General features: G+C 55.1%; 10 protein-coding genes and 1 riboswitch. Of the genes, 3 read left to right on the top strand and 7 right to left on the bottom strand.

The features are described 5' to 3' along the window. Positions 1-350 precede the first annotated feature (350 nt). The 5 genes from G6R38_RS17070 to G6R38_RS17050 form a co-directional block, all read right to left on the bottom strand. Positions 351-1,142 carry a class I SAM-dependent methyltransferase gene (locus G6R38_RS17070; RefSeq protein ID WP_166828549.1) on the bottom strand — a complete coding sequence of 264 codons (792 nt, stop codon included), beginning with the start codon at positions 1,140-1,142 and terminating at the stop codon, positions 351-353. Between the two features lie 42 nt (positions 1,143-1,184). Further along, positions 1,185-2,387, bottom strand: a complete 1,203-nt coding sequence (locus tag G6R38_RS17065) for a DUF3419 family protein (protein ID WP_166828546.1) — start codon at positions 2,385-2,387, stop codon at positions 1,185-1,187. Between the two features lie 119 nt (positions 2,388-2,506). Then, positions 2,507-3,325 carry a putative hydro-lyase gene (locus tag G6R38_RS17060; protein WP_166828543.1) on the bottom strand — a complete coding sequence of 273 codons (819 nt, stop codon included), beginning with the start codon at positions 3,323-3,325 and terminating at the stop codon, positions 2,507-2,509. 167 nt (positions 3,326-3,492) lie between these two features. Continuing rightward, positions 3,493-4,692 (bottom strand): pilus assembly protein TadG-related protein, encoded by a 1,200-nt coding sequence (locus G6R38_RS17055; protein WP_390881406.1) that lies wholly within the window; start codon positions 4,690-4,692, stop codon positions 3,493-3,495. A gap of 67 nt (positions 4,693-4,759) precedes the next feature. Continuing rightward, positions 4,760-5,488: a hypothetical protein gene (locus tag G6R38_RS17050; RefSeq protein ID WP_166828537.1), complete on the bottom strand. Its 729-nt coding sequence runs from the start codon at positions 5,486-5,488 to the stop codon at positions 4,760-4,762. A 32-nt stretch (positions 5,489-5,520) separates the two neighbouring features. Continuing rightward, positions 5,521-5,699: riboswitch (cyclic di-GMP riboswitch) on the bottom strand. Between the two features lie 295 nt (positions 5,700-5,994). Between G6R38_RS17050 and G6R38_RS17045 the strand changes: the two genes are divergently transcribed. Genes G6R38_RS17045 through G6R38_RS17035 form a run of 3 tightly spaced genes read left to right on the top strand, consistent with a single transcriptional unit; the run spans position 5,995 to position 8,162 of the window. Next, on the top strand, positions 5,995-6,492 hold the full coding sequence (locus tag G6R38_RS17045; protein ID WP_166828534.1) for an MOSC domain-containing protein: 498 nt from the start codon (positions 5,995-5,997) through the stop codon (positions 6,490-6,492). A gap of 26 nt (positions 6,493-6,518) precedes the next feature. After that, complete coding sequence (locus G6R38_RS17040; RefSeq protein WP_166828531.1) at positions 6,519-7,679, top strand: hypothetical protein; 1,161 nt, start codon at positions 6,519-6,521, stop codon at positions 7,677-7,679. A 51-nt stretch (positions 7,680-7,730) separates the two neighbouring features. Continuing rightward, positions 7,731-8,162 (top strand): peptidylprolyl isomerase, encoded by a 432-nt coding sequence (locus tag G6R38_RS17035; protein ID WP_166828528.1) that lies wholly within the window; start codon positions 7,731-7,733, stop codon positions 8,160-8,162. A gap of 59 nt (positions 8,163-8,221) precedes the next feature. On the opposite strand, the gene G6R38_RS17030 is transcribed toward G6R38_RS17035, so the two are convergent. Together G6R38_RS17030 and G6R38_RS17025 are read right to left on the bottom strand one after the other, a co-directional pair. Further along, positions 8,222-12,079, bottom strand: a complete 3,858-nt coding sequence (locus G6R38_RS17030) for a hydantoinase B/oxoprolinase family protein (RefSeq protein WP_166828525.1) — start codon at positions 12,077-12,079, stop codon at positions 8,222-8,224. Positions 12,080-12,108: 29 nt separating this feature from the next. After that, entirely contained in the window at positions 12,109-13,092 is a 984-nt protein-coding gene (locus G6R38_RS17025) for a YheT family hydrolase (protein WP_166828520.1), read from the bottom strand. Positions 13,093-13,171 lie beyond the last annotated feature (79 nt).

Here is a 13,171-nt window from a genome sequence, read left to right as displayed (position 1 = left end):
TCGCGAGTCATCAATTCTGGTGCGTCGATTGGCTCAACTCACAACAGGATTGGCGAGTGGCGATGCATTCAAATTCTTGAGTCGGCGATTGCAGTCCGCTTGCGGCCGTTCCGCGGGAAAGGTTGTTGGAAGCGGCTTTGCGAAAAACCGACGCTCGCCGGTTGGCAACCGCATCAACGTAGGAAGAGATGATGATTGCAAATGGTTTCGGCTGACACTTCAAGCTTAGGTGTGTGCTTCAAACGCACAGAGTATACGGAGATTGACACACCTATTCAAGCTGCAAACCGTTGGCAACAAATTCACGCAACGAGACCTGTTACGTTGGCAAGATATTGGGATGTCTCAGGTTATGTGTTCGGAAGAGACGCATCGGCCTTTTTTCGACCGATGAAGTAGTAGTACGGGGCCCGCAAAAACGGGATGTATGGAACCTTTCCACGGCCCTCAACACAGTCGATCGGTTCAAAATACCGATGCAACGCCGGGAGGTGGTCCGGATGGAGAAAGACATCATCGGTGGCGAACCAAGTCGGCCAAAAGGTCCGCGTTCCCCATCCATGTCGACGACGTCCCTCGGGAGGATGTTTCCTCGATACATAGAAATCACTAACCCCAATGACTCCCCCAGGCTTGAGGAGTCGACGTGCATTCTCCAGAGCTGCGAACCAGTCGGGAATCATAGTCAGCGAGTAGGAAAACGTTACCACATCGGCGACGCCATCGGGTGGGGAAAACGTTGTGGCATCGCCGTGCGCGACTTCCACATTGTCCCATTCGCGATCGGAAATCCGTTGTTCAGCGACTTTCAGCAGTGGGCGACACAGATCGACCAAGTACACCGATTTCAAGTTCGGGAGTTTCTCAACCGCATGTTCGACATTTTCTCCCGTGCCGGCTCCCAGATCGACCCAGACACCGTTTTCCGGGAAGGGCAGGGAGCGGATCATTTCACTTCGGCCGTGCAACAAGCGGCGACGAAAGGCGTCGTAACCCGCGGCTTGGCCCTCATAGAAGTGTTCCAGTCGCTCCTGGTGCGTTTTTCCGCGACCTCTCGTCACCACCATGTGCCACAGGATGCGAAGATCGTTAAACCGCGGCGGAGTGGAGGATGAGGCCGTTTTCGAGATTTCGGAAGTCATCAATCGAGCAATCTGGAGGCCGGAGTTTCAATAGGGATCGCGTCAAGAATTGGTCGTCTTGGCGATGTAGAAGCTGCCGTACGTGTGGACGCGATCCTTCGGGTGCAGTGCGGTGGCTAGATCAGTGTCGTATTCGAGCCAGTCTCCCACACGGTTTCGCGTCTGGTTGCGTTCGATCTCGATTGAGTCGATGAAGTCCGCCGTCAAACCGGCACTTCGCCAAATGAGTCGGGTGTCGGGGGCAGATCGATCGGCGATGGCTTGCCACTCTTCAGCCAACCACTTTTGCCGATGTCCGACGCTCATCCAGTCCATGTGATCAAGCAGTACAAACCGCGAAACCGGTTCCGTATGATTGTTGAGGAAGTCTGTCACAGTTGTGGTGTGCGTGTGGATGCGGTCGACCAGACCGGCTTTGAGACGCTCGAAGTTCTTGCGTTTCAGGTATTCCGGGCAGCAATCCTTGGTGTAACTTCCGGTCATGTAGACCCGCCAGAAGTAATTGTCGTGCAATGGCAAACGGGCGAAGACGGCTTCGATACAATCCATGATGTATTCAGCAACTCCGCCTTCGTGGCCTCGTTCGAGCTGCAACCGTTGAGCCTTCGGCACACCCAGCATAGACAGCACCGAATTCCGTCGCACGAGCCATCGCACGTATGGTTTGAACAGTCGACTTCGGAGTTGTTCGCGTTGATAGATTTCGCATTGTTCCTCGACCGTCTTTGCCGAGAGCATGTTCGCAAGTGCTTCGCGAATTCGAAGGACGCGATCCATATAGTGGTTCACAAACCAGGCGAATATTCCCGAGGACCCTCGAAAGTAGAAGCTGCGACGCACTTTGCCGGTGAAGAACGAGTGGCCGCGACGATCCCAAAACTGTTGTGATTCAGCGGGCAGCATGTCTCGCAAGTTGCCCTCGTAGATGTCACGCCAGTTCAACAGTCGACCTTCACCGAACAGTTGAAAAAACGTGGAGTAATCCAACGTTCGGATCGCCGCTTGCTTCAATTGCAGCAGGGCGTTTTGGCGGGGATTCATGTCGATCGCGTCGATCCGCTTGGGATTGTCCAAGGCGTAATCCAAAGCATTGCAACCGGCGGAGGTGATCATGGCAATGGTGTCGTTCTCACCCAATTGCAATGCGACACGGTCAAGACGGGGATCTTCCCAACATGTGTTGTAAACCAAGTTTCGGGAATGGACCATCCGAAACTGTAACGCCGTCAGCGATTCCAAAAACATCCAAGGATCTCCACCAAAAACGTTCGCGTAACGGAAACAATCCGCTACCGAGAGGGTGGAGCGATCCTGGCATGTGTCGATGTTGATTTCACGAAGACAAAACGAATTTCCCGCGAAACTCACGCTGAACGGAGGTCGCAATTTCGGCGGTCCGTCACGAACATGCAGCCCGGTGAATGGGTGATGACCAGCGGCGGACGCGATTCCATCAACACCGCCTGCGGTGTCACACCGCAGGCCCAGAATACCGGAAGTTCATCGGCATGGACCGGGACAGGGTCTCCAAAATCTGGCTGGTGCAGGTCGTGAATACCGATCATTTCCGGCAGACCGATATGAACCGGTGAACCATGAACTTGCGGAAACTGGGATGTGATCTCCACCGCCCGAATTGCGTCGGCCGGTTGGAACGGACGCATGGAAACCACCAGGTTACCTTGGAAGCGACCAGCGGGTGTGCAGGGCTGGTTTGTGCGGTACATCGGGACGTTCGTGCCCAATTCGATATGCCGCACAGGCAGCCCGTCTGCAAGGAGTGCGGATTCAAATGTGAAGGAACAACCAATCAGAAAGCTGACAAAGTCGTCCTGCCAAAGATCGACGATGTTTGTCACCTCGCTGACAAGTTCGCCATGCTTCCAAACACGATAGGCAGGCAGATCAGTGCGGATGTCGGCGTTGTCGGCCCATTTTCGCGGGTGCGGGTCGCCGGCCGGTAAGACATCCAACAACGGGCACGGTTTCGGATTGAGTCGACAAAACTCGTGAAATTCCTCCGCCCAATCACTTGGCAAGATGACCAAATTCGCTTGGGTGAATCCCGCTGCCAGTCCTGACGTTGGACCCGTGCAGAGTTCCGCACGGCAAGCCTCACGGACCGCGGACGCCGACTGTGTTTGGTCAATCTGTTTCAATCGTCGTGGTCCTGTTTTTGTCATTGATGATTTCGGTAACTTCATCAGAGCGAACTCTGACTCATCTCATTGTAGCTCCCCTCAAGTACGAATTCGACCGCCGATTGCAATTCCTCAAGGTGTAGTCAACAAAAAAGCATCGGCATGTCGTAAGACAATGCCGATGCTCCTCAGAGGACTAGCGTCCATGCTTACTCGATGAGTCTTGGTGTAGTCAGGATGGAGTCGACTTGGATCGTGCCGGGGCCAGGGATGACGTAGGAACTGACAAACTCGCAAGGCTGCACAATCACTCGTTTCTTCTTTGGGCTGCCAGTCAGTTTGACTTCTAGGATGCGAATACCAACAAATTTTTCAATCGTATAGTTCGCGTTGTTTCCGGGGCCCGAAACGTCGCTGAAAAGTGGAATCGCACGCGGTTGGCCGATGATCGCTTCAAGTTGTGCTTTGATACCAGCACTCAGACCAGTGTCGCCGTTGAGAATGCACTGTTGATCGAACCGCAGTTCAAACCCAAGTTCGTCGAAGTCTTCACGGCTAATTCCATAGAGAATCTGACGCTTGAGATCATTCGTACTATTGTTCGCGCCACCGATGTCGACTGTTCCTCGGTTTCCCGGGGGCAGTGAGCCATCACCAGTTGGGTACAGGTTCACTTCCAGGATTCCGTCCGTGCCTGATGACACCTGCTTGGTTTGCTCGTTGTAACTGAAGTTATCGTCCCCAACACCTGCAAGTAGGTCTTCCCAGGTTTCGATGTCGAGTGCGATTGGCAGGATGTCGACGGTTTGCCCGTTTCCGGGGGGCTTGCGGAAACCGATCCCCGGCAACATAGCCGCTGTGGATCGCACACGGAGATCAGCACTGCGTGTGCCAAGTGCGGGAGCGAAGAACAGGGGAAGTGATGAATCAGGGCTACCAGTGCCCGCCGTTTCGCCCTGACCGAGAGGTTGATCACGACGTGTTGTTACTTCAACAAAGTTAGCCGGCCATACATCATACTGTTTGACCATGGCGCCGCTATTTTCGTCTTGATAGTACTGGCCGAATTTGACGTCTCGACTACGTTCTAAGTAGGCCTGTTTGTGGTCGCCTGAACGATGGTAAGTTGCGATATCCTCAGCTGCTAGTCCCGCGTTGTCTTGGGCGAGTCCATACGTCAGGGTCGCACCGGGTTTAAAGAGTGGAATAAGTTCTTGAGATCCAGACAATGCCGCCGCATCGGAGCAGCCTTTCATCTGGGCTTTTGTGAGTGCGATGAATCCCACATCAACCGTAAATGCGAGGAATGCGAGAATCATAATCATCATTGCAGCTGCCAGGCATACGACAGCTCCGCGTCTTGTTGTGAGTTTCTGTCGTCTGGAGAATCTAATAGTTGCATTTCGCATGGTGTATCAACCCTGTTGAAAAAGAAGTGATTCAGAAAGTGATGGCACTGATGGTTGAATCGAACTTCTATTGAACTTCGGTCGGGTTGTATTGATGAATGCAGCGATCAGTGGTGTCGGTTTTGATGAGTTGGCCGCTCGCGTCATAGTAGCGAATTTCACTTAGGCAGAAGAGTTTGACACGATGAGAGGCATAGCCGATACGAGAATTCGCCACGCTAACATCAGGATCGTATTGGTTGAGGTCATGCAAGACCGTAGACGCATTGAATTTGAGGAACCCTTGGCCACCGAAATTTCCCCAGGTCGTAGAGCGACCGTTAAGGACTTCAAACTTCACCTCGTGGTCGCCATTATGCTTCATTTGCATTGTCCACGTAATTGTTTCATCAGGGGTGGATAGCAATTGAAACTTAGGGAAGTTGCGAATGTTTCCATCAAACTCACCAATCCAACTTTGCAGTTGAATTCCCCCACTCGCATATTCGTCTAATGTGGCGTTGTTGAGTTCTAAAACGGAGTGAATCCCGTTGAGATTGCCACGCGGCGAAATTGTGGCAGTGATTTGTGGTGCCTCAAGCGCTGGGTCGGGTACGCCGATTTTGAGTTCCCAATCTTCTTCAATTAGAAAGACGTCCGGTTGAGGCGCGTCTTGAGCCCATAGTGGGCTTGAAATGCAGAGTGCAGCGATGCATCCCGCGAAGACGAGTCGGCTCAACTGCGTAGTGCGGCGAATTGCACACCGTTTTGGTGGAGCAGGAGTCTGTGGATAGACTGGTGAGGTGATGCGGTCCATTTACGGTCCCTTCTGTCATGAAGTGAAACCTTTTCGGTAGCTTGGCGGTCTTGAGCAAGGCGGATTTCAAGCGGTTGGGCATTCAGACTGAGTTGACTAGGACGTACGAGTGCTAGTCGACTCAGAAGATCCCGAATGATTGAAAACTCACTTCAGAACAAGATCCATAGCTTTGCGGACTCGTCTCACGACGAGGGTGCCTTTATCGAAGACCCACGGTTTCAGAAGGTCCTCTAGGACGCTGCACGTTGCGGCGTCCAGATGTATCTCACGAATGGCCCGTAATTATTTATGTTGAAATTATTCAGTTCCTAGTAAACTCCAAAAATCGCTAGATGAAAGCTAGTATAAGTTCTGACGTTGTCCAGCGGATTTTGCAGTTTTTTTAAGCTGTATCGCTTTTGAAACGCGATGTTGTATAAAATGAAAGTGTTGCCAAAAAACAACTTGCCCTATGCATACATGTAGTTCATGCGTGCGTTTTGACGTGATGTAAGGTGATCCGGATGAAGACAATCGAAGACTATAAATCGACTTTGCCACAAATCGGACGATTGGGCTGGATCGGTGCAGCTCCGTCGCGTCGTGCACCGCTTGCAGAACTGAAGGAAGCCGAACTGCAAGCTGGGACGGGCATCGTCGGTGAGCATCACGCCAACAGTGGCCAATCGAAACGCCAAGTGACGCTAATCCAATCGGAGCATCTGCCGGCGGTCGCATCACTCGTGCATCGCGAGTCCGTCGGACCGGGACTGCTGCGGCGAAACCTTGTCGTCTCCGACATCAATCTGCTCGCTCTCAAAGACCGCCGATTCCGCATCGGTGAGTGCCTCTTGGAAGGCAGCGGCCTGTGTGTGCCGTGTTCGCTGATGGAAGAAAAACTCGGCCCCGGCGGCTACAACGCCATGCGCGGTCACGGCGGAATCACCGCCATCGTCATCCAAGGCGGCAAGATCCGTGTGGGTGATTCGGTCGTTGTCGAAGAGAATATCAGCAGTGATTGAGAATCATCGGTTCGGAGTTCAGAATTGTGGATCGGGAACCAGTCAGACAAACAAATGAGTGTCATCGCTGTGGTGCCAGTACCGACGTCGAGCCAATTCTACCGCTCTGGGATGGCCACGCTTATTGCGAAGCGTGCTTGAAGGCCCATTCGCAGACGTTGTATTCCGCGGCGAAGTCTGGCCTCGAACTCGAAGAAACCATGCCGTTCAGCCCTTGGACCGCTTTCGGGCAATCGTTCTTGTTCTATTGGCTTTCAACAAACCTGACCTTCGGCGGCCTCATGTTCTGGTTCGCCTTTCGAAGAGCAGGTTGGGAAGGAGCTGTCGAAGCCTTATTGGCAATGCAAGTATTCTTCGCTCCCATGTGTCTGCTCTACAGTGTGGCCCAAGCATTGGGCTACCGATTGGGTCGACCGCGTGTGTTTGTGAATAACGGACATTTAACGATCCGCCTCGGAAATCAACGGTCTGAATACGCTAGCCTGTCGAAAGTCGAATGGTATCTGGGGCCGTCCTGGCACACGACCTTCGGTGGAAAAAAACTCTATCCGAACGCGTCGGCATTGCTGTTGGTATTCCCCGGCGACGAGTATCAAGAATACCGGGCATCCGTGGGTTTCACCGAAGAGTCGAGAAAACGGTGGATCGACTTTCTCACCTTCATCGATTTGCCTCGGCGAACGGCGTGGGAGCATCGGTTTGCGTGGAAGTGGGTGGCGAACGTGGCGGGGGCGGCCATGCTGTTCTTAGGGCCAGCCGCTTGGTTTCTTGGGATGAAATCTGCCAAACCGGTTTTCACATTCCTCTTCCACGATCCCGATCTTGCAGCACGTGTCTTGGTTACGATTGCCATGTTCGGCGCATTCTACATCTTTTTGTATGTGGCTGCATTGTGGCCGTGGAACGCTCATCCGCGTGGCCCATCCAGAAAGCCGCATGACGAGCAGCAAAAACAACATCGTGCCGTCCGTTGGGGATTTTTCCTGGTGTTTGGTGCGTACACCTCAATATACGCCTTAACCGCCAACGGTGCGGATTGGGTCTCGCGAATCGTGGCAATGTTGTTTCTGTGGACCATCTTCGGAATCGCCTGCGATCTCCTAGCTCGAAAGATAGCGACTACCGAACCGATCCGCCGGATCGACGACGAGTCGGCCAGTGGTGCCTTGAATGGGGATTCGCTATAGTGACCGCTGTTGAATGGACCCACACAGGAATTTGATGACAGGATAGTGACGATGAAAAACGCGACGATCGAAACCAACAAAGGCACGATTCGTCTGGAACTTTATGACGACAAGACCCCAAAAACTGTGGAGAATTTCGAGAAACTCGCCAAGGATGGATTTTACGACGGTTTGAAATTTCACCGTGTCATCCAGGACTTCATGATCCAAGGCGGCTGCCCACAAGGCACAGGCACCGGGGGACCGGGGTACAAGTTCGAGGATGAATTCCATCCCGACTTGAAGCACGATTCGCCAGGCATTCTCTCGATGGCCAACGCCGGCCCGAATACCAACGGCAGCCAGTTTTTCATCACGCACGTGCCCACGCCGCACTTGGACAACCGTCACTCGGTCTTCGGCAAAGTTGTCGATCAAGAAAGCCAAGATGTCGTGAACAGCATCGAAGTCGGCGACACGATGACCAAAGTCACGGTCGAGTAGTTGGTCAGGAGGCAGGGGACAGTTCAATTCGCTGACTCCTGATGCTTGCCTCCTGATTCCTAGACTCCAAACCCGCCGCCACCGGGTGTTTCGATGATGAGCACATCGCCCGGCTCGACATCGATCGAGAATTTGCCACCCAAGTCTTCGACATCCGACCCGCCGCCGCGACGCAGTGAATTGCGACCGGCGGCGGCGTTTGTTCCGTCATCCAAACCGAACGGTGTGAACTCCCCGCGACGTTCGGAGAGCATCGACACACGAAGCGGTTTCAAGAATTCGATTTCGCGAACAATGCCGTCACCGCCGGTTTTCTGGCCGTCTCCGCCGGAGCCCCGTCGCATACCGAACGAGTGAATCCGGACCGGATAGCGACGTTCGATGACTTCCACATCCGTCAGCCGCGTGTTCGTCATGTGCGTATGCACGCCATCGGCTCCGCCAGCGTCTTTGGTCGCTCCGCTGCCGCCACAGATGGTTTCATAATAACCGAACGTGTCGTCGCCGAAGGTGAGATTGTTCATCGTGCCTTGACTGGCCGCCGCAAGTCCAAGGGCACCGAGTAGCACATCGACCACCCGCTGCGACGTCTCCACGTTCCCGCCGACCATTGCGGCACACTCGGCGGGATCGTCGTGTTCGGGCGGATTGAGCAAACACTCCGGCAGCACGATTTCGACGGGATCAAGCACGCCGCTGTTGAGGGGAATGTCTTCGTTGATCAGACATCGAAACACGTACAACACGGCAGCGGTGACGATGGCCCGGTTCGCGTTCAGATTCGTCGGCAACACCTCACCAGTGCCGGTGAAATCAACTCGGGCGGAGTCGCCATCAATAAACACCGTTACCGAAATCGGCGAACCGTCGTCGAGGTGATCGGTGAAGCGGTGTTCGCCGTCGGGCAAGCCCCGCAACGCGAGCCGCATTTTCTCGGCCGCCGCCCGCTGAATGTGTCCCATGTACGCCTGCACGACCGGCAACGAATAGTGTTCGATCAAGTCGCGAAGCTGCCGGACTCCACTCGTATTGGCCGCCACTTGAGCGGAGACATCGGCAAGATTGTCTGCCACGGATCGTGATGGATACGATCCGCTTTGCAGCAACGCTCGTAATTCGTCTTCCCGCGATTCGCCCTGTGCGATCAGCTTGACATTGCGGATCAACACGCCTTCCTCGGCTAAGTTCTTCGAGAACGGCGGCATGCTTCCCGGCACGATACCGCCGATCTCCGCATGATGGGCTCGGCTGGCGGTGAAGAACAGAAGTTCGGCTGCGCTTTCATCGTAAACCGGCGTGACCACGGTGACATCCGGCAGGTGGGAGCCGCCGCGGTACGGATCGTTGGTGACGAACACATCGCCCGGCTGCATCTCTGGACCGCAGTCTTTCAGAATCCGTTTGACGGTTTCGCTCATCGCTCCCAGGTGCACCGGAATGTGCGGGGCATTGACGACCAAATCACCTGTCGGCGAGAAAATCGCACAACTAAAATCGAGGCGTTCCTTGACGTTCGTCGAGCACGACGTCTGTTGCAACGTGAGTCCCATTTGCTCGGCGATGGACGCGAACAAGTTGTTGAAAATTTCTAGCAAAACGGGGTCGGCCTTGGAGCCCGAGTCGCGTGAGATGGGGCCGGAGTTGGCGTTCTGCCGTGCCAACAAGATTTCGCCGCGAGTTTGAATGGTGGCGGTGTAGTCGGGGGTGACGATCACCGTCGAGGTTGGTTCGCAGATGATCGCGGGCCCGGCAATCGTGTCTCCGGGTTGTAAGTCGGATCGGAGATAAACACCGGTTGCGTGTTCCGTCTCACCAAAGACCACGCGGGTCGACTCGGTGGGGGTTGGAGTGCGGGGCACGCGATCGGCAATTCGATCCGGCGGTTCGGGTGTGGAACCGATCATCTCAACCCGAGCGGCGGTGATTTCCAGTTCTCGGCTGCGATGAGCGTAACCGTAACGCTGTTCGTGTTGTTGTTCGTATCGGCTGCGAATGTCCGCAATCGTGTCGGCCTTTTCCATCGGGATATTGATGACCGACTCCACGCCCGCATACCTCAAATCCAGCGACCGTCGCGGCGGTTGGATGTACTCGGTGGGAACGCCAGCCGCTTCGATTTCCGTTTTGAGACGCGATTCCATCTCCTCGAAAGTTGCGGAAAGTTCTTGAAGCGCGTCATCGGTTCCCGCTTGCAACACCGAGTGTTCCGCGAATCGGCGGACATCCGCCAAGCCGATTCCATAGGCACTCAAAATACCTGCGAACGGGTGAATGAGGATGTGTTGAACACCGAGTTGGTCGGCAATTTCACACGCATGCTGAGCCCCCGCACCCCCGAACGTGACGAGGGCATATTCACTCGGATCGTAACCCTTGGCGACGGAAATTCGCCGAATCGCCCGGACCATGTTTGCGTTGGCGATTTCGACGAAACCAGCCGCGAGCTTCGTCGGCGTGTAGTCCGCTCCCAACGGGGAAGCAGCGATTTGGTCACAGAGCGTTTGCAACCGTTGTTCGACAGCCTCGCGATCGAGTGGGAAGGGGAATCGAGCAGGGAGGATTCGACCGAGATACAAATTGACGTCCGTCACAGTGAGCGGTCCGCCGCGTCCATAACATGCCGGACCGGGCACCGCACCGGCACTTTCCGGTCCGACGAAGAGTTTCACACCATCGAATCCGCACAAACTTCCGCCGCCCGCCGCGACGGTTTCGATGGCGAGCATCGGAGCCACCACCCGCACACCGGCTTTTTCGGTCTCGTATTCCATTTCGTAGCGATGATCGCCACGTGAACCGTCAAAACGTGCGACATCGGTGCTGGTTCCACCCATGTCGAAACCGATCGCTTTCGGGAATCCCGCCGCCATCGCGACGCGGGAAAATCCAATCACACCACCGGCCGGTCCTGAGAGAATGCTGTCTTTGCCGACGAATTGATCACCACCGACCAATCCGCCGGCCGAGGTCATGAGTTGCAACCGCGACTCGGATTTCGAGTCACCGAGCGCGTGCCGAATGGTGCTGACGTAATCTCGGAGGATCGGATTGAGATACGCATCCATCACCGTGGTATCGCCCCGTGAGACGATCTTGATCAACGGGGCTAATCGGCTGGACACACTGACTTCGTCGAAACCAACCTCATGGGCGATCGCCGCGACTTGCTGTTCGTGTTCTGGGTTCGCGAAGGCGTGTAGCAGGCAAATCGCGATGGATTCCACACCATCGGCGTGCAATCGTTGTAACTCGTTCCGAGCGGCAGCGGTGTCTAACGGGGAGAGAACCGAGCCGTCGTCGGCGAGTCGTTCGTCGATTTCGACCACCGTTTCGAACAACGGAAATGGTTTCTCAATCGCTAGGTCAAACAATCGCGGGCGGTTCTGGTTCCCAATGAGCAGCACGTCAGCAAAACCACGGGTCGTGATGAATGCTGTACGGGCTCCTTTACGTTCGAGTAGGGCGTTGGTGCCGCGAGTGGTGCCGAGTTTCAGCGAAACGGGCGGGATCGGTTCGTCCAATCGCACGCCGAGGATTCGACGAATCGCCACGATCGGTGCCGGTTCGCCGGATGTCAGTTCGTAAGACGTGCCGACACCGACACCGTCCGGCAACTCGTCTGCGAGCGTGAGAGTTCCCGTGGGTCCCTCGGACTGGCTCACACGCGATGTGTGCGTCGGGCGACCGGCGGAATCTAGAAATCGAACGTCGTAGCCCCGCCAAAAATCGGCTGGTCCGACGATGCTTAGGGGATCAACGAACGTCGTCGAATCGGAAAGGGATTCGATTTGCCCTTTGATGACACCGGAACTCAGTGTTTTCAGCGTTTGCAGTTCGTTTTTCGGGGAACGGGCAATACAGTCGGTGAATGTGCCACCGACGTCGATCCAGAATTCCCAGCGGTTCGTTGTGTTCATGCGGTGTATGGCTTGTAGGTAATTAGGAGTTATTTAGAGGCGTCGGGCAGGAGCCAATCGACAATTCGCCAGTCGAGCCAACGCTGATCGGGGTCAATTCCACGTCGCCCAATATAACCGAGGTGGCCGCCGTATTTCGTGAGATGCAGATTCGTGCAGGGCGAGATCTTCAGGTCTGCGAACGAGTCACCCGGGACCACGGGGTCGTCTTCGGCGGCGATAATCAGTGTCGGAACGTCGATTTGCGGCAGGTGGGGTTTGGAACTACTCTCGCGGTAGTAGTCGGCGGAACTGGCGAAACCGGCCCGTGCAGCGGTCAGGCGTTCGTCGAAATCACGAAGTGTCCAGTTCTGCCAAGCGGTTTTTTCGAATTCCGTTGGCCATTCGCCGCGTTTTTGCACATGGGCGGACAGGGAACGCAGAAAATGTCGGCCGTACGTGCGGTTGATCAACGGTTGATCCAGGCGATCGGCACAGGCAGCCAAGTCAATCGCGGGGCACGATGCGATAGCTCGTTCAAGTTGTTTTGGCCGGTTTGGGAAAGTTGCGAGATACTTCAACAAGATATTCCCAGACAGCGAAAACCCCGCGACCGACAGCATCGATTGCGGTGCAAGGTTGACGATGAAGTCGATGCAGGCGGCCAGATCGTCCGTGCGACCGCCGTGTGCCCAACCGACCGACATGCCTTCGCCAGCTCCCCATCCACGCGGATCAAACCGAAAGGTTCGCACGCCACGCGTATTGAGTTTGCACGCTGTTCGTCGTAGATAACCGCTTTGGTGACAACCCGTTAGGCCCGGAAGTAGCAGTGTGACCCGGTCTTCCGGTTGCCAAGACGAGGGACGGTTTTCGTGAAGCAAGAGCACATCGCCGTCGGGTAGCGATACGCGATGGACGATCGTTTCTTCGAGTTTGTCGACCGATCGCAGATACGTTCCGGCAATCGTTTGGGCGTGCCCGCCACGAATCAACCAATGGGGTTGAAACATCGGGGCGTCGAATCGGCTCATGGTTTTGTGGATACTCCTGAAATTTGGCGTATTCGGATCGGCTCTTCCGGTTTCACTCGCGAATTCGGTGTCAACTCGC

It is taken from the genome of Thalassoroseus pseudoceratinae (genome assembly GCF_011634775.1).
Lineage (GTDB): Bacteria > Planctomycetota > Planctomycetia > Planctomycetales > Planctomycetaceae > Thalassoroseus > Thalassoroseus pseudoceratinae.
This window is presented reverse-complemented; position numbering and strand designations above follow the sequence as displayed.